This is a genomic window from Pseudomonas sp. FP2294 (genome assembly GCF_030687625.1).
In the GTDB taxonomy this organism is placed as follows: domain Bacteria; phylum Pseudomonadota; class Gammaproteobacteria; order Pseudomonadales; family Pseudomonadaceae; genus Aquipseudomonas; species Aquipseudomonas shahriarae.
Map to the genome: position 1 here is coordinate 1183741 of NZ_CP117441.1, position 18562 is coordinate 1202302.

Sequence of the window (18562 nt, forward strand, 5' to 3'; positions counted from 1 at the left end):
GCCCGCTTCCACACGGGCTTGTCCACCGTGAGTCAGGTGGCAATCGGCGCTGAGCCGATATGCCAGATCAACACCTTGCTCACCCGATTGTCTTCAGTTTCGAGGATTTCCAGGCGATAACGGCCGATCTTCACGCACACCGAGCAATCGGGAATGGTCTCCAGTGCTTCGGTCACCAGGCCGTTGAGGGTCTTGGGGCCGTCGCTGGGCAGGTGCCAGCCCAGGCACTTGTTCAGCTCGCGGATCGATACGGCACCGTCGATCACATAGCGGCCGTCAGGCTGGGGCTGGATCAGCGGGTTATCCAGGCTCTGCTCGCTTTCGAATTCGCCGACGATCTCTTCCAGAATGTCTTCCAGGGTGACGATGCCCAGCACTTCGCCGTATTCGTCCACCACCATGCCCAGGCGGCGTTGCTGCTTGTGGAAGTTGAGCAATTGCAGCTGCAGCGGCGTGCTTTCCGGGACGAAGTACGGCTCGTGGCAGGCTGCGAGCAGGGCTTCCTTGGTCAGGCTGGCATCGGGCAGCAGGTGCTGGATCTGCCGGGTGTTGAGCACCGCCTCGACCTGGTTGATATCGCTGTGGAACACCGGCAGCCGCGTGCGCTTGGAGCTGCGCAGTTGTTCGATGATCTCCTCGATAGGGTCGTCGAGGTTGATGCCATCGACTTCGCTGCGCGGCACCAGGATGTCATTGACGGTAATGTTGTCCAGGGCGTGGATACCCGGCATACCCGGCCGAGGGTCGTCGTTCGCGTCTGAGGCTTGCTCGTCGGACGGGTCGCTCTGTGGCTCGTCGCTTTTCTTGACGATCCCCGACTTGCGTTCGAAAGGGCGCAGCAACAGCAGGCTGAGGCCATTGAGCAGCCAGGCCAGGGGATAGAGGATTTTCAGCGGCACACCCAGCAGCGTATTGCCAAACCCCAGCACCGCGTGCGGATAGCGGGTGGCGAGGGTGCGCGGCAGGTAGTCGGCCAGCACCAGCAACAGCCCGCTGGAGACCAGCCAACCCAGCCAGGGACCGTTTTCGGCCCAGGCATAGATCGCCAGCAGGGTGCACAGAATCACCACCACCGCGCGGCACAGGGTGTTGCACAGGATCAGGCTGTTGCGCGGGAAGTTGAGGCGGGCGGCGGCCTTGTCGCCCTGCCGCGTACCGGGGCGCAGGGCCAGCAAATGGTGCTGGGCCGCCTCGATGGCGGTAAACAGCGCCGACCACAAGACCAGCAGCGCGACTACCGCGAGCATCGGCTCAAGGGGCAAGTTGTGCATGATTGCCGCCCGTCAGATATGCAGGATGAATTCGCGAACCAGCTTGCTGCCGAAATACGCCAGCATCAGCAGGCAGAAGCCGGCCAGGGTCCAGCGGATCGCCTTGTGCCCGCGCCAGCCCAGGCGATTGCGGCCCCACAGCAGCACGCTGAACACCACCCAGGCCAGGCACGCCAGCAGGGTTTTGTGCACCAGGTGCTGGGCGAACAGGTTCTCGACGAACAGCCAGCCGGAAATCAGCGACAGCGACAGCAGCGTCCAGCCGGCCCAGAGGAAACCGAACAGCAGGCTTTCCATGGTCTGCAGCGGCGGGAAGTTCTTGATCAGCCCGGAAGGGTGCTTGTGCTTGAGCTGGTGGTCCTGCAAGAGCAGCAGCAACGCCTGGAACACGGCGATGGTGAACATGCCGTAGGCGAGGATCGACAGCAGGATATGCGCGAGGATGCCCGGCTCCTCGTCGATCACCTGCACCGTGCCAGTGGGGGCAAATTGCGCCAGCAGCACTGTCAGCATCCCCAGGGGGAAGAGCAGCAACAGCAGGTTCTCCACCGGGATCCGCGCGCAGGCCAGTAGCGTCAAGGCAATGACCGCAGCGGCAATCAGGCTGGCGGCGCTGAAAAAATCCAGGCCCAGGCCCACTGGTGTCATCAGGTGGGTGAACAGGCTGGCAGCGTGGGCCAGCAAGGCGAACACGCCGAGGCCGGCCAGCAGGCGTTTGTCCGCCCTGGCGCGTTGGGCCAGACGGGTGCCCTGGTAGAGGGTCGCAGCGGCATACAAGAGTGCGGCGGCGAGACTGGGTAGCAAACTGGGTGACAAAGGGAGCATAAATCCTGTTAGGCAAGCCCGAAAGCCGATGAGTTTGGCACACACCTGCGTTCCACGAAAGACCAGCGGGCCAGACAGCGGGTGTGCATGACGGCAGTCTTCGCTATAATCCGCGACCTGCCCACGCCGCAGGCTCGCCAAGCGCTGTTTTTAATAGCGATTTACACAGCCTGGGCCGCCATTACCTCGGTCTACCGATGCACTTCGATGAATAGGGCCTGAAAGGATCGCGCATGTTTGAAAACTTGACTGACCGTCTCTCGCAGACGCTGCGCCATGTCACCGGCAAGGCCAAGCTGACCGAGGACAATATTAAAGACACCCTGCGCGAAGTGCGCATGGCGTTGCTCGAAGCCGACGTTGCCTTGCCTGTGGTCAAGGATTTCGTCAACTCGGTCAAGGAGCGTGCGGTCGGCACTGAAGTGTCCCGCAGCCTGACGCCGGGCCAGGCCTTTGTGAAGGTCGTCCAGGCCGAGCTCGAAAGCCTGATGGGGGCGGCCAACGAAGACCTGAACCTCAGCGCCGTGCCGCCGGCCGTGGTGTTGATGGCCGGTTTGCAGGGGGCGGGCAAGACCACAACCGCTGCCAAGCTGGCGCGCTTCCTTAAAGAGCGCAAGAAAAAATCCGTGATGGTGGTGTCGGCGGACGTGTACCGTCCGGCCGCGATCAAGCAGCTGGAAATGCTCGCCGGTGAAATCGGCGTGACCTTTTTCCCGTCCGACCTGAGCCAGAAGCCGGTCGACATCGCCAACGCTGCCATTAAAGAAGCCAAGCTCAAGTTCATCGACGTGGTGATCGTCGATACCGCCGGTCGCCTGCACATCGACGAAGAGATGATGGGCGAGATCAAGGCGCTGCATGCCGCGATCAACCCGGTAGAAACCCTGTTCGTGGTCGATGCCATGACCGGCCAGGACGCGGCGAACACCGCCAAGGCCTTTGGTGATGCCCTGCCGCTGACCGGCGTGATCCTGACCAAGGTCGACGGTGATGCCCGTGGCGGTGCCGCACTGTCGGTGCGCGCAATCACCGGTAAGCCGATCAAGTTCATCGGTATGGGCGAGAAGACCGAAGCGCTCGAGCCGTTCCACCCTGAGCGGATTGCCTCGCGGATCCTCGGCATGGGCGACGTGCTCAGCCTGATCGAGCAGGCCGAGCAGACCCTCGACAAGGACAAGGCCGACAAACTGGCCAAGAAGCTGAAAAAGGGCAAGGGCTTCGACCTCGAAGACTTCCGCGATCAGCTGCAACAGATGAAGAACATGGGCGGCCTCGGCGGCCTGATGGACAAGCTGCCGAACATCGGCGGTGTGAACCTGGCGCAAATGGGCAATGCCCAGGGTGCGGCAGAGAAGCAGTTCAAGCAGATGGAAGCCATCATCAACTCCATGACCCCGGCCGAGCGCCGCGACCCTGAGCTGATCAGTGGTTCGCGCAAACGTCGGATTGCCATGGGTTCCGGCACCCAGGTGCAGGACATCGGTCGCTTGATCAAGCAGCACAAGCAGATGCAAAAGATGATGAAGAAATTCTCCGCCAAAGGCGGCATGGCCAAAATGATGCGCGGCATGGGCGGTATGATGCCCGGCCGTGGCATGCCGAAGATGTAAAGAATTCGCGCAAGGGCTTGCTCTTGCGCAGACCCACAAGGATGTGGGATCTCCAGCAAACCCGCCGTTGGCGGGAGCTGACTCGCCGTTTTAACCGACGGCTCTATAGCAGATCTGAATGGCACGCGGTCAGGCGCCGGAAAAAGACATTTGCAAAAGTCCGGATATTCCTTAGAATATGCGGCCTTTCGGGCACCCATGCCCGCTGTGCATTTAGATTTGCAGCACCGACTACAGGAACGATGTTCACATGCTAACAATCCGTCTTGCCCTTGGCGGCTCCAAAAAGCGCCCGTTTTACCACTTGACCGTAACCGACAGCCGCAACCCGCGCGACGGTTCGCACAAGGAACAGGTTGGTTTCTTCAATCCTGTTGCTCGTGGTCAAGAAGTTCGTCTGTCCGTGAACCAAGAGCGCGTAGCCTACTGGCTGAGCGTTGGTGCACAGCCTTCCGAGCGTGTTGCCAAGTTGTTGAAGGACTCGGCTAAGGCCGCAGCCTGAGCAATATGAACGCGACGCCAGCTGTTGCTGATGATTTGATCGTTATCGGCAAGATTTACTCTGTTCATGGCGTTCGCGGCGAAGTGAAGGTGTATTCCTTTACTGATCCGACTGAAAACCTGTTGCAGTACAAGACCTGGACGCTCAAGCGCGAAGGTAGTGTGAAACAGGTCGAGCTGGTCAGTGGACGCGGGAACGATAAGTTCCTGGTCGCAAAGCTCAAGGGTCTCGATGATCGTGAAGAAGCGCGTCTTCTGGCCGGTTATGAGATCTGCGTGCCGCGCAACCTGTTCCCTGAATTGACCGACGGCGAGTACTACTGGTACCAGCTGGAAGGTCTGAAGGTTATTGATCAACTCGGGCAATTGCTCGGGAAAATCGACCATCTTCTGGAAACCGGCGCCAATGATGTAATGGTGGTCAAGCCTTGCGCTGGCAGCCTGGATGATCGCGAACGCCTGTTGCCCTATACCGAGCAATGCGTGTTGGCTGTCGACCTGGCAGCGGGCGAGATGAAGGTGGAATGGGACGCGGACTTCTAAGCGTGGCTAATTTGCGCATTGAAGTGATCAGTTTGTTTCCCGAGATGTTTTCTGCCATCAGCGAGTACGGCATCACCAGTCGGGCGGTGAAACAAGGGCTCTTGCAGCTCACTTGTTGGAACCCGCGAGACTACACGACGGATCGACATCACACTGTGGACGATCGCCCATTTGGCGGTGGCCCGGGCATGGTGATGAAGATCAAGCCCCTGGAAGACGCCCTGGTTCAGGCCAAGGCAGCAGCAGGGGAGAAGGCGAAGGTAATTTACCTGTCCCCTCAAGGCCGTCAGCTGAAACAGGCGGCGGTACGCGAACTGGCGAATGAGGAAGCACTGATCCTGATTGCCGGTCGCTATGAAGGCATTGACGAGCGTTTTATTGAAGCTCATGTCGATGAAGAGTGGTCGATTGGGGACTATGTCCTGTCTGGCGGTGAGCTGCCGGCGATGGTCCTGATAGATGCGGTTACACGACTGCTGCCTGGAGCTTTAGGGCATGCGGACTCCGCGGAGGAAGATTCCTTCACGGATGGTTTGCTGGATTGCCCGCACTACACCCGACCGGAGGTGTATGCGGATCAGCGTGTTCCCGACGTGTTGCTAAGTGGCAATCACGCACACATCCGGCGTTGGCGTTTACAGCAGTCCCTTGGTCGGACCTATGAACGACGCGCCGATCTTCTGGAAAGCCGCTCGCTTTCTGGAGAAGAGAAGAAGCTGCTCGAGGAATACATCCTCGCGCGGGACGATAGTTAACAACGTATCGATGGTAGATCCGACGATCTACCTTAGGAGCACAGCATGACTAACAAAATCATCCTTGCACTCGAAGCAGAGCAGATGACCAAAGAGATCCCTACCTTTGCCCCGGGCGACACTATTGTCGTTCAGGTGAAAGTGAAGGAAGGCGACCGTTCGCGTCTGCAAGCGTTCGAAGGCGTCGTAATCGCCAAGCGTAACCGTGGTGTGAACAGTGCTTTCACTGTTCGTAAAATCTCCAACGGTGTTGGCGTAGAGCGTACTTTCCAGACCTACAGCCCGCAAATCGACAGCATGGCCGTTAAACGTCGCGGTGACGTACGTAAAGCCAAGCTGTACTACCTGCGTGACCTGTCCGGTAAAGCAGCTCGCATCAAGGAAAAACTGGCTTAAGTCCAGCTTCCCGATGCAGAAAAAAGCAGCCTACGGGCTGCTTTTTTGTGCCTGAAATTTGCCCCTTGCCCGGAACCCGTTCATGACCACCCGCCTCGAAGAAATCCAGCGCCGCACCGACCTGTCCGTGACCCATGTAACCAAAGCCGTATTTCCGCCGACCACCAACCACCACAACACGCTGTTTGGCGGTACTGCATTGGCCTGGATGGATGAAGTGTCGTTCATCACCGCCACGCGGTTTTGCCGTTTGCCGCTGGTGACGGTGTCTACCGACCGTATCGACTTCAATCATGCGATCCCGGCCGGTTCCATCGTCGAGCTGATTGGCCGCGTGATCAAAGTCGGTAACACCAGCCTCAAGGTGGAAGTGGAGGTGTTTGTCGAGAGCATGAGTGCCGATGGCCGCGAGAAGGCGATCCAGGGTGTGTTCAGCTTTGTCGCAATTGATGACGATAAGCGCCCGGTGCCAGTGCTGCCTGGGTTTGTAGACTGATCCGAGACCGCGTCGCCGCTATCGCAGGCCAGCCAGCTCCCACATTAGCCATGCATTTCCCTGGGGGCGCGGGCTTGCCTGCGATAGGATCTACCAGACACTAAAGTACTCAGCCTGAGCCCCCATGCCCGCCATTGACCATCCCCTGATCGACCGCTTCCTCGACGCCCTCTGGCTGGAAAAAGGCCTGTCGGACAACACGCGCCAGTCCTACCGCAGCGACCTGGCCCTGTTCAATGGCTGGTTGCTGGAGAGAAACCTCGAGCTGAGCCACGCCGGGCGTGAGTTGATCCTCGATCACCTGGCCTGGCGCCTTGAGCAGAACTACAAGCCGCGCTCCACTGCGCGATTCCTCTCGGGAGTGCGTGGGTTTTATCGCTATTTGCTGCGGGAAAAGCTGATTGCTGTCGACCCGACCCTGCAAGTCGATATGCCGCAACTCGGCAGGCCGTTGCCCAAGTCCCTGTCAGAAGCCGACGTCGAAGCCCTGCTGGCCGCGCCCGACCTGAGCGAGGCCATCGGCCAGCGCGACCGCGCGATGCTGGAAGTCTTGTATGCCTGCGGCCTGCGCGTCACCGAGCTGATCAGCCTGACCCTGGAGCAGGTCAACCTGCGCCAGGGTGTGTTGCGGGTGATGGGCAAGGGCAGCAAGGAGCGCCTGGTGCCCATGGGCGAAGAGGCAATCGTGTGGGTCGAGCGCTATATGCGCGATGCCCGCAGCGAGCTGCTCGGCGGGCGCCCCAGTGACGTGCTGTTCCCCAGCCTGCGCGGCGAGCAGATGACCCGCCAGACCTTCTGGCATCGCATCAAGCACCAGGCCAAGGTCGCCGGGATCGGCAAGTCGCTGTCCCCCCACACCCTGCGCCATGCATTTGCCACCCATCTGCTCAACCATGGTGCGGATTTGCGCGTGGTGCAGATGTTGCTGGGTCATAGCGACCTGTCCACCACGCAGATTTATACCCATGTGGCGCGGGCAAGGTTGCAGGACCTGCATGCCAAACATCACCCAAGGGGCTGACAGGCCCCAATTTGGCCGCCAGCGTCTGCCCTGGCGCCCAATTGTGGTAGGCTTTGCCGGTTTACAAAGGGGACGGTCCCGAGCCGTGTTTCCAGATCGGCGTCCTGGCCTTCGTCCCTGCATCTGCCTTCAGGAGTTCCCATGCGCTTGACCCAGATTTTTGCCGCCGCAGCCATTGCGTTGGTTTCAACCTTTGCCGTCGCCGATGACGCCGCCGAGAAGACAATCCGTAAGAGTCTGGAAAGCCTCCAGCTCGAAACCCCGGTCGAAAGCATCAGCGCCAGCCCGATGGCCGGCCTGTATGAAGTCAAGCTCAAGGGCAGCCGCGTGCTGTATGCCAGCGCCGACGGTCAGTACATCGTTCAGGGCTACCTGTTCCAGTTGAAAGACGGCAAGCCGGTCAACCTCACCGAGAAGGCTGAGCGCGTTGGGATCTCCAAGCTGATCAACGGTATCCCGGTGGCCGAGACCGTGGTCTACCCCGCGATTGGCGAAACCAAGACCCACATCACTGTGTTCACCGACACCACTTGCCCGTACTGCCACAAGCTGCACGCCGAGATACCTGCGCTGAACAAGATGGGTGTCGAAGTGCGTTACGTAGCGTTCCCGCGCCAGGGCCTCGGTTCGCCGGGCGACGAGCAACTGCAAGCGGTATGGTGCGCAACCGACAAGAAAGCAGCCATGGACAAGATGGTCGATGGCAAAGAAATCAAGTCCGCCAAGTGTGCCAATCCGGTTTCCAAGCAGTACGCTCTGGGTCAGTCCATCGGGGTGAACGGTACGCCGGCCATCGTCTTGGCTGACGGCCAGGTGATTCCGGGCTACCAGCCTGCGCCACAAGTCGCCAAACTGGCACTGGGTGCCAAATAAACAGTATTGTCGAGCCTTTGACGATCAGGCCCGCCGACACGTCGACGGGTCATTAACAGAGAGCCGCAGTTGTGCGGCTGTTTTTCACGGCCGACCTTGAGTCGGCCGTTTCATGGGGAGTTCTTCAGTGAAACCGGTCAAAGTAGGCATCTGTGGGTTAGGGACCGTCGGTGGCGGCACCTTGAACGTACTTCAGCGTAACGCTGAGGAGATTTCCCGCCGTGCAGGGCGCGGGATTGAAGTGGCACAAATTGCCATGCGTACGCCAAAGCCTCAGTACCAAACGACCGGTATTGCGATTACCAACGATGTCTTCGATGTGGCCACGAACCCTGAAATCGACATCGTCATCGAGTTGGTCGGCGGCTACACCGTCGCCCGTGAGTTGGTGCTCAAGGCCATCGAAAACGGCAAGCACGTGGTTACCGCCAACAAGGCGCTGATTGCCGTGCACGGCAACGAAATCTTCGCCAAGGCCCGCGAGAAGGGCGTGATCGTGGCGTTCGAAGCCGCCGTCGCTGGCGGTATCCCGGTGATCAAGGCGATCCGCGAAGGCCTGTCGGCCAACCGTATCAACTGGGTTGCGGGCATCATCAACGGCACCGGTAACTTCATCCTTACCGAAATGCGCGAGAAGGGCCGTACCTTCGAAGACGTGCTGGCCGAGGCCCAGGCCCTGGGTTACGCCGAAGCCGACCCGACGTTTGACGTAGAAGGTATCGACGCGGCGCACAAGCTGACCATCCTGGCGTCCATCGCCTTTGGTATCCCGCTGCAGTTCGACAAGGCCTATACCGAAGGCATCACCAAGCTGACCACCGCCGACGTGAACTACGCCGAAGCCCTGGGCTACCGCATCAAGCACCTGGGCGTGGCGCGCAGCACCGCTGCCGGTATCGAATTGCGCGTACACCCGACCCTGATTCCGGCCGACCGCCTGATCGCCAACGTCAATGGCGTGATGAACGCGGTGATGGTCAATGGTGATGCGGCCGGTTCGACCCTGTTCTACGGCGCCGGTGCCGGCATGGAGCCGACGGCTTCGTCGGTGATCGCCGACCTGGTGGACGTGGTCCGCGCCATGACCAGCGACCCGGAAAACCGCGTGCCGCACCTGGCCTTCCAGCCGGATTCGCTGTCGGCCCACCCGATCCTGCCGATCGAAGCCTGCGAAAGCTCCTACTACCTGCGGATCCAGGCCAAGGACCACCCGGGCGTGTTGGCCCAGGTGGCCAGCATCCTCTCGGAGCGCGGCATCAACATTGAGTCGATCATGCAGAAGGAAGTCGAAGAACACGACGGCCTGGTGCCCATGATCCTGCTGACTCACCGTGTGCTGGAACAGCACATGAACGATGCCATTGCCGCGCTGGAAGCCCTGCAGGGCGTGGTCGGGCCGGTGGTGCGGATCCGCGTCGAACACCTGAACTAACGATAGGTTGCAGAGGCCCCGCAGGTTCGGCGGCCTCTGTTCAAGAATGTTGTAGAGGAGCCAGTCATGCGTTACATCAGCACCCGCGGCCAGGCACCGGCCCTGAATTTCGAAGACGTCCTGCTCGCAGGCCTCGCCACTGACGGTGGCCTGTACGTGCCGGAAAACCTGCCACGCTTCACCCAGGAAGAAATCGCCTCCTGGGCTGGCCTGCCGTACCACGAGCTGGCGTTCCGGGTCATGCGCCCGTTCGTTACCGGCAGCATCCCCGATGCCGATTTCAAGAAGATCCTCGAAGAAACCTACGGCGTGTTCTCGCACAACGCCATCGCCCCGCTGCGTCAGCTGAACGGCAACGAATGGGTGCTGGAGCTGTTCCACGGCCCGACCCTGGCGTTCAAGGATTTCGCCCTGCAACTGCTCGGTCGCCTGCTGGATTACGTGCTGGAGAAACGCGGCGAGCGCGTGGTGATCATCGGTGCCACCTCCGGTGATACCGGCTCGGCGGCCATCGAAGGCTGCAAGCACTGCGAAAACGTCGACATCTTCATCCTGCACCCGCACAACCGCGTATCGGAGGTGCAGCGCCGGCAGATGACGACCATCTTCGGCGAGAACATCCACAATATCGCGGTCGAAGGCAACTTCGACGACTGCCAGGAAATGGTCAAGGCCAGCTTTGCTGACCAGAGCTTCCTCAAAGGCACGCGTCTGGTTGCGGTGAACTCGATCAACTGGGCGCGGATCATGGCCCAGATCGTCTACTACTTCCACGCCTCGCTGCAGCTGGGCGGGCCGGCACGTTCGGTGTCGTTCTCGGTGCCGACCGGCAACTTTGGCGATATCTTCGCCGGTTACCTGGCACGCAACATGGGCCTGCCGATCAACCAGTTGATCGTCGCCACCAACCGCAACGACATCCTGCACCGCTTCATGAGCGGCAACCAGTACGTCAAGGAAACCCTGCACGCGACCCTGTCGCCGTCGATGGACATCATGGTCTCGTCGAACTTCGAACGCCTGCTGTTCGACATGCACGGTCGTAACGGCGCGGCCCTGGCCGGCCTGATGGACAGCTTCAAGCAGGGTGGTGGTTTCAGCGTCGATCAGGAGCGCTGGACCGAAACCCGCAAGCTGTTCGACTCCCTGGCCGTGGACGATGCCCAGACCTGCGAGACCATCGCTGAAGTCTATGCCCAGACCGGCGAGCTGCTGGACCCGCACACCGCCATTGGCGTCAAGGCCGCGCGCGAATGCCGGCGCAGCCTGGACATCCCGATGGTGATCCTCGGCACGGCCCACCCGGTGAAATTCCCTGAGGCGGTGCAGAAGGCCGGTGTCGGCAAGGCTCTGGAACTGCCGCCGCACCTGGCTGACCTGTTTGAGCGGGAAGAGCGTTGCACGGTATTGCCTAATGACCTGAAGGCTATTCAGGCGTTCGTCAGCCAGCATGGCAATCGTGGTAAGCCGCTCTGAGTTCTGAAAGGCTGCACGAATAAGGCAAACGGCGCTTGTCCAGAGATGGGGAAGCGCCGTTTTTCTTGGCGGGTATCGCACCCTGTTTTTGATCCGGGGCGCCCCGTTACCCCTGCAACGGATATGTCCACCGAACCAAAAATAACCCACAAGGAAACCCCTACGGTGCGGTTCACGACCCGATGGCACCTGTGCCTACTGAGCGCGCTGCTGCTCGGCCACCTGCCTGCAAGCCTGGCCGCCGTCAGCCTGCCGTTCAATCTGGTGCCGGCGTTTATCACCCTGGCGCCCATCCCCCTGGCACCCGCCGAGCGCCAGTGGCTGGCGCAACACCGAACCCTGAGGGTGGGGATTTCCATTGATGACTACCAACCCATCGACATCACCCGCGATCGCAATCGCTACCAGGGCATCAGTGCCGACTACTTGAGCCTGGTGGGGGCGCGACTCGGCGTGTCGATGCAGGTGATGGGCTTCGCCGAGCGGGCCCAGGCCGTGGAGGCGTTGCGCAGCGGGGCTATCGATATCCTCACCAGCGCCAACGGCTATGAACGTGACGTGCCCGGCCTGGCCTTTACGGCGGACTATATGCCCGACCGTTCGGTGGTGGTGACGCGCGGTGCCGACGCCACGCCAAACGACGCACTCCAGGACAAGAAGGTGGTGTTGCTCGATGGCTACGCCAACGTCAAGAACGTGCATGCCGCCTACCCGCAAAGCCACATCATGCTGGCGCCCAATCTCTATAGCGGCCTCGAAGCCCTGGAGCAGGGTGATGTGGATGCGTTTATCGGCAATGAAGTGATCGTGCGCGCCTACAAGTCCCTGCGTCCTTACCTGAGCATGCAGATCAAGGAGCAAAGCCGCCTGGCGCCGATTGGTTTTGCCTTCGCCACGCGCCAGGCCGATCCGTTGCTGGGCAAGATGATGGACCGGGCGTTGCAGAGCATTGATGACTCGGTGCGCCGTGAGATCCTGGCCCGTTGGACCACCGGGCTGGGGGTGGACGTCGTCGGTGAGCGTATTCCCCTGTCGGCCGCCGAGCAGGCCTGGGTGCTGCAGCATCCCCATGTGGTGGTGGCGTCCCAGCAATACTCGCCCTATGTGTTCAAAGACAAGGACGGGCGCTGGGTCGGGCTGAATGTCGATCTGCTCAATCGCCTGTCGCGCATGACCGGTTTGCAGTTCGTCATGGAGGAAGTGTTTTCCACCGCGCAGACCCTGGCTATCCTGGAAAAGGGCAGTGCGGATATGAGCACTACCCTGGTGGAAAGCACCGAACGCCGGCGGTTTCTGGATTTCAGCCACGGCTTTGGCGGTGCCGGCTGGGTGTTTGTCGAGCGTCTTGATACGCCACCGCTGACCAGCCTCAGCCAGCTTTCGGGCGAGGTGTTGGCGCTGCCGGCGCGGCATGTGCTCGAAGGCGACATCCGGCGTGAATACCCGCAGATCCGCCTGCGCTCGGTGGCCAACTACACCGAGGCCCGCGCTCTGGTAGCCCGGGGAGAAGCGGCTGCGACCATCCAGAGTGAAGTCGAGGTGCAGAGTTATCCGAACGATGAGTTGCGGGTCGGTCGCAGTGTCGATGGCAAGTGGTCCAGTGACAACCTGGCAGTGCGCAAGGACCATCCCGAGCTGCTGAGTATTTTGAACAAGGCCCTGGAAGCCTTGCCGGTAGCCGAACTGAGCGCGTTGCGCCTGCGCTGGATGGGCGCGGTGGCGGTCCCGGTGCCCGCCTGGCAGCGTGTGCCGCCATGGGCCTATTGGACGGTCGCCACGGCGTTGCTGTTTGTGCTGGTATCTCTGGTCTGGAACAGCCGGCTCAAGCGTCAGATTCGCCAGCGTGTGGAGGCCGAGCGACGGCTCAATGACCAACTGGCGTTCAAGCGCGCCCTGCTCGATGGCATGCCCAACCCGGTGTTTGTGCGTGACCTCGCTGGCCGTTTGGTCACCTGCAACAAAAGCTATGAACAGCAGTTGGCCACCCGGCTTGAACTGATCCAGGGCCTGACCCTGCCGGAGAGTGGAATTTTGCCGGCCGCCACCGCCTTGCGCCTGCATGTGGGGCACATGGAGCAACTGGAGACGCAGCAATCGTTGTTTATCGACCGCCAACTGGAGTTCAACGGCGGTATCGCCCATGTCTATCAATGGACCGTGCCGTTTTACGATGCCGAGGGCCAGTTGCGGGGTTTGCTCGGGGGCTGGGTCGATATCAACGAGCGCAAGGTCCTGGAAACCCAACTGATGGACGCGCGTCGCGCTGCCGATGAAGCGAACTACGCCAAGAGTGCCTTTGTGTCGAACCTCAGTCATGAGATTCGTACGCCGATGACGGCGATTATCGGCCTGCTGGAGCTGGAACAGGAGCGCGCCCTGGCCTCGGGCGCCCCTGTTTCCGAGGCGTTGCAGGTGGCCCATCGCTCGGCACGGGAGTTGATTGCCCTGATGGGAGATAGCCTTGATCTGGCGAAGATCGAAGCCGGCCATCTGCAATTGGCGCCACAGACCACTGACCTGAAAGGTTTCTTCGAAGGTATCCAGCGCCTGTTTGAAGCCACTGCGCAGAAAAAGGGCCTGCACCTGACCCTGGCGTTCGATCCCCAGGCCCAAGGCTTTTACTGGTTCGACCCGCTGCGCCTGCGCCAGGTCATGCATAACCTTTTGGGCAATGCGCTGAAGTTCACGCAAAGCGGAGATGTGCGTATGCGTGTCGCCTGCCAGGTGGATGGTGAGGGTCACGAATACTTGCACCTGTGCGTCGAAGATACTGGCCCCGGCATCAGCGTCGAACAGCAGGCACGAGTGTTCCGGCCGTTTATCCAGGGCAGCCCGCTGACGGCCGCCGAACATGGCGGCACCGGGCTGGGTTTGAGTATCTGCCAGCAACTGGTGGACCTGATGGGCGGGCAAATCACCCTGCGCAGCACCCTGGGCGAAGGCACCACCGTGTGTATCGACCTGCGCCTGGACCGGGTCGGCAGTGACGACCTGCCGGCGCCGGTGGCCGCCGCGCCGGTGCTGGCTGCGGGCCGGGTGCTGTCGGTGCTGATTGTCGACGACCTGCCGGCCAACCGCTTGGTGCTGGTCCAGCAGTTGCAATTCCTCGGGCACCAGGTGGTGGCCCTCAATAGTGCCGAGGCCGCATTGCAGCGTTGGCGCAGCGAGGCGTTCGACGTGCTGGTGACTGATTGTCATATGCCGGGCATGTCCGGTTATGCCCTGGCCGAGGCTATTCGCCAGATCGAAACCCAGGAGCAGCGCCCGCGCTGCGCGTTGATTGGCTGCACCGCTGCGGCCCAGGAGGACGAAAGCCAGCGCGACCAGCAGGCGGGTATGGATGTGCTGCTGGTCAAGCCGGTGACCCTGGAGCAGTGGGCGCGGGTGCTGGCCCGGGTCACGGCGGTGCCGGCCTTCGACCTGCAGGCCCTGCGCAAGATGACCCAGGCCGACGGGCCGATTCTGCAAAGCATGTTGCAGGAGTTGGCGAACAATTTGGAGCACGAGCACCATCTGTTGGGCAACGCCATGGCCGAGCACGACCTGGTGCAGGTGCGGGCCAGCCTGCATCGCCTCAAGGGCATTTGTTGCCTGGTGGATGCGCTGCCGCTGGCCAAGGCCTGCATCGCCCTTGAAAGCAGTGCGCGGGAACACCGCGACGCTGAGCTGCCAGTGCGCTGGCAAGCCTTGTCGCAGGCATTGCTGGCACTGCGAGAGGAGATTCAGCCTTATCTGGAGCAAGAATAGGACGCGTCCTATGTGGTCGCGTCCGGGTTTTGGCTAATGTGGGCCATCCTGCACGCAGCCCCAGAGTTTTCCATGCGCTCACTCAAAGTCCTGATTCTCGAAGATCACCCGTTCCAGCTGATGGCCCTGCACCAGATGCTCAACGCCAACGGCGTGTTCAACGTGCTTACGGCCGACAGCGTCGAGGTCGCCCGCCAGTCGCTGGCGAGCAAGGGGCCGGTGGATATCGCCATCTGCGATCTGTACCTGGAGCATGGCGACTCACTGGGGCTGATCCGCGAAATGGCTGAGCACAGCCAGGCCCAGGTCCTGGTCCTGTTGAGCGACGCCGAACCGGATGTACTGGAAGGCGTGGCGAGCATGGCGCGTCATGCGGGGTTGAACGTATTGGGGTGCATGCCCAAGCCGGCTTCCGCCACTTCCATCGGGCAGATGCTCGATGCCTGCCGGCAACGCTTGCGGCCGAGCCCGCAAGCGCTGTCCTGGGAGCGTGTGCACCAGATGCTGGGAGTGAGTGAATTCGCGACCGAGAAACTTTGCGCTGAGGTCGGCGAGGCCGCCTTTGAGCGTTACGCCCGTGTCTGCTACCAACCCATCGTCAGCCAGGCCGGTGATCTGCAAGGCGTGGAGGCGTTGGCGCGCTGGCAAGACCCGGAGCATGGCCAGTTGATGCCCAGCGAGTTTCTGCCGCTGCTGGAGTTGGCCGGCCTGGAGCAGGCCTTTACCTGGTACGTGCTGGACCAGGTGTTGCGCCTATGCGCCCAGGTGACCCGGGACACGGGCCTGGAACTGCCGGTGTCAGTCAACATTCCCGGGCGGTTGCTGGATCAGGAACACTTCGCGCTCACGCTGCAAGGCCTGCTGCAGCGCTTTGCCGTCCCGGCGCGCAACCTCACCCTGGAACTGGTGGAAACCTCGCGCCTGAAGACCGACAGCGCCCATGTCACCGGTTTGCTGCGCCTGCGGATGATCGGTTGCAAGTTGTCCATTGGCGATTTCGGCATCGGCGGTACCAGCCTGCAGCGGTTGCTGGAGCTGCCGTTCACCGAGCTGAAGATTCCCCCGGCGTTTGCCAGCGGGATGGCGGGTGACGAACGCAAGTGTGCGGTGGTCGCCGGGGCCATGAGCATGGCCCAGCACCTGGGGGTTGGCGTGGTCGTGACCGGAATTGAAACCCCCGCCGACCGTGACGCGGTGCGCGCGCTGGGGCCGGCCTGGCTGCAGGGTTGCCTGATCGCTCATCCGATGAGTGCCCAGGCGCTGCAACACTGGCTGGCGAAATCTACGGCGATTGCCTTGTAGGAGCCGGCAAGCCGGCCGCTGCACAAACCTAGGCCAACCCGTGTTCCTGCACATAGATGAACAACGCGGCATCGCTGATCAACCCCAGCTTGCGCATGGCACTGACTTTCTGCGCGCTGACGGTCTGCTTGCTGCGATTGAGGTGCGCGGCAATCTCGCCCACCGTCTTGCCACCTGCCAGCAGGCGGATCACCTCCAGTTCCCGGGGTGACAACTGGTGCTGCGAGTGCAGGCGATCAGCCCCCACTGCACCGGCCAGGGCGAGCGCTTGTTCAATGGTGCGGGCCACATAGGGCCGCTGCTGGCGCACCTTGTCGATGGCTTCGGGCAACTCGTCGGCCAGGCTGGCCTTGCTCAACAGACCCATGACCCCCAGTTCCAGGATCGAGTGGAACAGGCCGGCGTTGTTGAGCATGGTCACCACCACAATCGGCAGGTCCGGGTAATGCCGGCGCAGGTGTTCGATCAGGCGCAGGCCATCGGCCTGGGGCTCGGCGGGCATCATGAAATCGGTGACCAGTACATCGCAGGGGCAGCGTTGCAGCAGGGCGGCCAGGGCCTGGGGCGAGGTGGCCTCACCGACGATGCGCACCTGCTCGTCGCGCTCCAGCACTGCCCGCAAACCGATCAGGAAAATCGGATGATCGTCGGCGATGACAATACGCAAGGGCTGTTCAGACGCGTCTCTCACGGTGGACTCCGGCAATAATCAGGAGATTCTAGCCTGTCGGCGGCTGTTTTCTCTCTGTCATATTTGCCATGCATGCTCGATAAGCTCAGCTCAAAGGCGAACTTTGTGCTTTTGGCGTAGGTCACTTATCTGTAGGCGCGAGCTTGCTCGCGAAAAACGTCAACGATAATGTAGGGCATCCTGAACGAACGTGGCGCTCTCAGGTTTTTCGCAAGCAAGCTCGCGCCTACACTGGTTATTTATTTTTCTCATGATTGAGTGGTGATCGAGATGGAAAGTATCAGCCTATTGCTCGGTGAAGCGCTGAGCCCTTATCAGGTCACGCTGACTACCTCGGGTGTACACGGCGAGAGCCTGGTGACAGTGAAGAGCCCCACGGGCGCAATCGTGGTCGAACGCGAAGTGGATCGTGCGCAATTGACCGACAAGCGCGCCTTGGTGGACGTGGTGGACTGCCTGCTCCGCGACCTGAAAATCGCCGAAGGGCGCCTGGAACCTTCGGTAATCGCGGCTTTGCGCAACGCCGCCCAGACGCGCATCAGCGTCCAGGCGTGAAGAAATTTTTATCTTCGGAACCTTCCTATAGGAAGGCCAGTCAGACCATGTAACAGCAGGATCAAGCATTGTGCTCCGGTGCTTGTAGCTTGTTGTACTGGTCTTTGTAGGCCACGTTTAACCCCGAGTTGTCTCCCCACTGCTCGGGGTTTCTTTTTGCCCTGGATTTATCAGGGCAGCGGCGTTTCGCTGAAAAACCTCGGGTTGTCCTTGAGGTATTGCTCGCGCATCAGCGGGTCCAGCCCGTTGGCGTAGGTCTGGCGCAACGTCTCCTGGGGAATATTCTGCAACTCGCGATTGATATGGCTAATGGCCTCGCGCCCCATCGGGGTGTCCGAGCAACCGATATGAATCCGCTGATAGCGCGCCGTGCCCTTGATCGGATAGAACACCAGGTCTTGCGGATCAATACCCTGTTGCGCTGCCTGGTATCGGATTTCCGTCCAGTAGCCCAACACGGCTTCCAGCCGCCCCAGACGCTGCATCTGCAGCAAGCTGCCCAGTGCATCGTTACCGTAATGGGGGGTCAGCTTGAGCGGATCGGCGTGATTCAACTGGTCGTCAACCCCAGGTCCGTAGCTACGCTCGGCGACGATTCCAAGACGCATCTGCTGCACATCGAGGAACCTCACCAGATCGAACTGGCCATCCACCACATAGCTTGCCAGGGCGTCCTGCTGGTTGCGGCGAATCGCAATGCCATTGCTCAGTACGGCGAACGCCGGTGCGGAAAACACAATGTTCCTGGCCCGCACGGGGGTCCATACCAACGATGGATCGCAGGTGAAGGAGGGCGTGTTGAGCATTTGCAGGCCTCGGGCGCGATTGACGTGCAGGATCTGGTGGCGATACTGCGGCAGGCGCTCGATCAACAGCGGCAGCAGTTTATCGACGCTGCCCTGGCCCTTTTGCGGGCCATCGAAAATGGTCATCGGTGGCAGGTCACGCACCAGCCAGGTCAGGGTGTCCTGTGCCTGGCTCGAGAGTGGCAGCATCCCCAGCAGCGGGGCGATGAGCCATAGGCGCCGCAACGCCCTGATAAAACGGCCGGCCATTATCTTGAGAGTG

The 18562-nt window shown here is 61.1% G+C and carries 17 protein-coding genes; 13 read left to right on the forward strand and 4 right to left on the reverse strand.

What is annotated here, in order from left to right; all coding sequences use genetic code 11:
- Window positions 1-32 precede the first annotated feature (32 nt).
- On the reverse strand, window positions 33-1271 hold the full coding sequence (locus PSH73_RS05185) for a transporter associated domain-containing protein (protein ID WP_200660294.1): 1239 nt from the start codon (window positions 1269-1271) through the stop codon (window positions 33-35).
- Window positions 1272-1283: 12 nt separating this feature from the next.
- Window positions 1284-2096: an inner membrane protein YpjD gene (locus tag PSH73_RS05190; RefSeq protein WP_057437993.1), complete on the reverse strand. Its 813-nt coding sequence runs from the start codon at window positions 2094-2096 to the stop codon at window positions 1284-1286.
- 233 nt (window positions 2097-2329) lie between these two features.
- Here PSH73_RS05190 and ffh point away from each other — a divergent pair, with 233 nt between their 5' ends.
- From ffh to PSH73_RS05250, 12 genes are all read left to right on the forward strand, one after another.
- A complete protein-coding gene (gene ffh, locus PSH73_RS05195) occupies window positions 2330-3706 on the forward strand; it encodes a signal recognition particle protein (protein ID WP_029296179.1) in 1377 nt (458 codons plus the stop codon).
- A gap of 250 nt (window positions 3707-3956) precedes the next feature.
- Window positions 3957-4208 carry a 30S ribosomal protein S16 gene (gene rpsP, locus PSH73_RS05200; protein ID WP_003175899.1) on the forward strand — a complete coding sequence of 84 codons (252 nt, stop codon included), beginning with the start codon at window positions 3957-3959 and terminating at the stop codon, window positions 4206-4208.
- Window positions 4209-4213: 5 nt separating this feature from the next.
- Complete coding sequence (gene rimM, locus PSH73_RS05205) at window positions 4214-4750, forward strand: ribosome maturation factor RimM (RefSeq protein ID WP_010565276.1); 537 nt, start codon at window positions 4214-4216, stop codon at window positions 4748-4750.
- Window positions 4732-5505 carry a tRNA (guanosine(37)-N1)-methyltransferase TrmD gene (trmD, locus tag PSH73_RS05210; RefSeq protein WP_024077235.1) on the forward strand — a complete coding sequence of 258 codons (774 nt, stop codon included), beginning with the start codon at window positions 4732-4734 and terminating at the stop codon, window positions 5503-5505. The genes rimM and trmD overlap by 19 nt, the downstream gene beginning before the upstream one ends.
- Window positions 5506-5550: 45 nt before the next feature.
- Window positions 5551-5901, forward strand: a complete 351-nt coding sequence (gene rplS / locus PSH73_RS05215; protein WP_003175895.1) for a 50S ribosomal protein L19 — start codon at window positions 5551-5553, stop codon at window positions 5899-5901.
- Window positions 5902-5983: 82 nt separating this feature from the next.
- Entirely contained in the window at window positions 5984-6397 is a 414-nt protein-coding gene (locus PSH73_RS05220; RefSeq protein ID WP_057437995.1) for an acyl-CoA thioesterase, read from the forward strand.
- A 124-nt stretch (window positions 6398-6521) separates the two neighbouring features.
- Entirely contained in the window at window positions 6522-7418 is an 897-nt protein-coding gene (xerD, locus tag PSH73_RS05225; RefSeq protein ID WP_057437997.1) for a site-specific tyrosine recombinase XerD, read from the forward strand.
- 141 nt (window positions 7419-7559) lie between these two features.
- Window positions 7560-8291 (forward strand): thioredoxin fold domain-containing protein, encoded by a 732-nt coding sequence (locus PSH73_RS05230; protein ID WP_057437999.1) that lies wholly within the window; start codon window positions 7560-7562, stop codon window positions 8289-8291.
- A gap of 127 nt (window positions 8292-8418) precedes the next feature.
- Complete coding sequence (locus tag PSH73_RS05235; RefSeq protein WP_029296281.1) at window positions 8419-9723, forward strand: homoserine dehydrogenase; 1305 nt, start codon at window positions 8419-8421, stop codon at window positions 9721-9723.
- A gap of 66 nt (window positions 9724-9789) precedes the next feature.
- Window positions 9790-11199, forward strand: a complete 1410-nt coding sequence (gene thrC, locus PSH73_RS05240) for a threonine synthase (protein ID WP_057959549.1) — start codon at window positions 9790-9792, stop codon at window positions 11197-11199.
- Between the two features lie 123 nt (window positions 11200-11322).
- Window positions 11323-14946: a transporter substrate-binding domain-containing protein gene (locus PSH73_RS05245; protein WP_220172743.1), complete on the forward strand. Its 3624-nt coding sequence runs from the start codon at window positions 11323-11325 to the stop codon at window positions 14944-14946.
- Between the two features lie 72 nt (window positions 14947-15018).
- Window positions 15019-16248, forward strand: coding sequence for an EAL domain-containing protein (locus PSH73_RS05250; protein ID WP_128593887.1), 1230 nt, complete (start codon window positions 15019-15021; stop codon window positions 16246-16248).
- Window positions 16249-16276: 28 nt separating this feature from the next.
- Here PSH73_RS05250 and PSH73_RS05255 read toward each other — a convergent pair whose 3' ends face one another.
- Window positions 16277-16939: a response regulator transcription factor gene (locus PSH73_RS05255; protein WP_057959551.1), complete on the reverse strand. Its 663-nt coding sequence runs from the start codon at window positions 16937-16939 to the stop codon at window positions 16277-16279.
- 270 nt (window positions 16940-17209) lie between these two features.
- Here PSH73_RS05255 and PSH73_RS05260 point away from each other — a divergent pair, with 270 nt between their 5' ends.
- Entirely contained in the window at window positions 17210-17494 is a 285-nt protein-coding gene (locus PSH73_RS05260; protein WP_057438042.1) for a DUF3509 domain-containing protein, read from the forward strand.
- Window positions 17495-17664: 170 nt separating this feature from the next.
- On the opposite strand, the gene PSH73_RS05265 is transcribed toward PSH73_RS05260, so the two are convergent.
- Window positions 17665-18549: a TIGR02285 family protein gene (locus PSH73_RS05265; RefSeq protein ID WP_305462062.1), complete on the reverse strand. Its 885-nt coding sequence runs from the start codon at window positions 18547-18549 to the stop codon at window positions 17665-17667.
- Between the last annotated feature and the right edge of the window lie 13 nt (window positions 18550-18562).

Bases quoted from the DNA above. Each gene is read 5' to 3' on its own strand.
- PSH73_RS05185 (WP_200660294.1), bottom strand. From the start codon at position 1,271: ATGCACAACTTGCCCCTTGAGCCGATGCTCGCGGTAGTCGCGCTGCTG.
- PSH73_RS05190 (WP_057437993.1), bottom strand. From the start codon at position 2,096: ATGCTCCCTTTGTCACCCAGTTTGCTACCCAGTCTCGCCGCCGCACTC.
- ffh (WP_029296179.1), top strand. From the start codon at position 2,330: ATGTTTGAAAACTTGACTGACCGTCTCTCGCAGACGCTGCGCCATGTC.
- rpsP (WP_003175899.1), top strand. From the start codon at position 3,957: ATGCTAACAATCCGTCTTGCCCTTGGCGGCTCCAAAAAGCGCCCGTTT.
- rimM (WP_010565276.1), top strand. From the start codon at position 4,214: ATGAACGCGACGCCAGCTGTTGCTGATGATTTGATCGTTATCGGCAAG.
- trmD (WP_024077235.1), top strand. From the start codon at position 4,732: ATGGGACGCGGACTTCTAAGCGTGGCTAATTTGCGCATTGAAGTGATC.
- rplS (WP_003175895.1), top strand. From the start codon at position 5,551: ATGACTAACAAAATCATCCTTGCACTCGAAGCAGAGCAGATGACCAAA.
- PSH73_RS05220 (WP_057437995.1), top strand. From the start codon at position 5,984: ATGACCACCCGCCTCGAAGAAATCCAGCGCCGCACCGACCTGTCCGTG.
- xerD (WP_057437997.1), top strand. From the start codon at position 6,522: ATGCCCGCCATTGACCATCCCCTGATCGACCGCTTCCTCGACGCCCTC.
- PSH73_RS05230 (WP_057437999.1), top strand. From the start codon at position 7,560: ATGCGCTTGACCCAGATTTTTGCCGCCGCAGCCATTGCGTTGGTTTCA.
- thrC (WP_057959549.1), top strand. From the start codon at position 9,790: ATGCGTTACATCAGCACCCGCGGCCAGGCACCGGCCCTGAATTTCGAA.
- PSH73_RS05245 (WP_220172743.1), top strand. From the start codon at position 11,323: ATGTCCACCGAACCAAAAATAACCCACAAGGAAACCCCTACGGTGCGG.
- PSH73_RS05250 (WP_128593887.1), top strand. From the start codon at position 15,019: ATGCGCTCACTCAAAGTCCTGATTCTCGAAGATCACCCGTTCCAGCTG.
- PSH73_RS05260 (WP_057438042.1), top strand. From the start codon at position 17,210: ATGGAAAGTATCAGCCTATTGCTCGGTGAAGCGCTGAGCCCTTATCAG.
- PSH73_RS05265 (WP_305462062.1), bottom strand. From the start codon at position 18,549: ATGGCCGGCCGTTTTATCAGGGCGTTGCGGCGCCTATGGCTCATCGCC.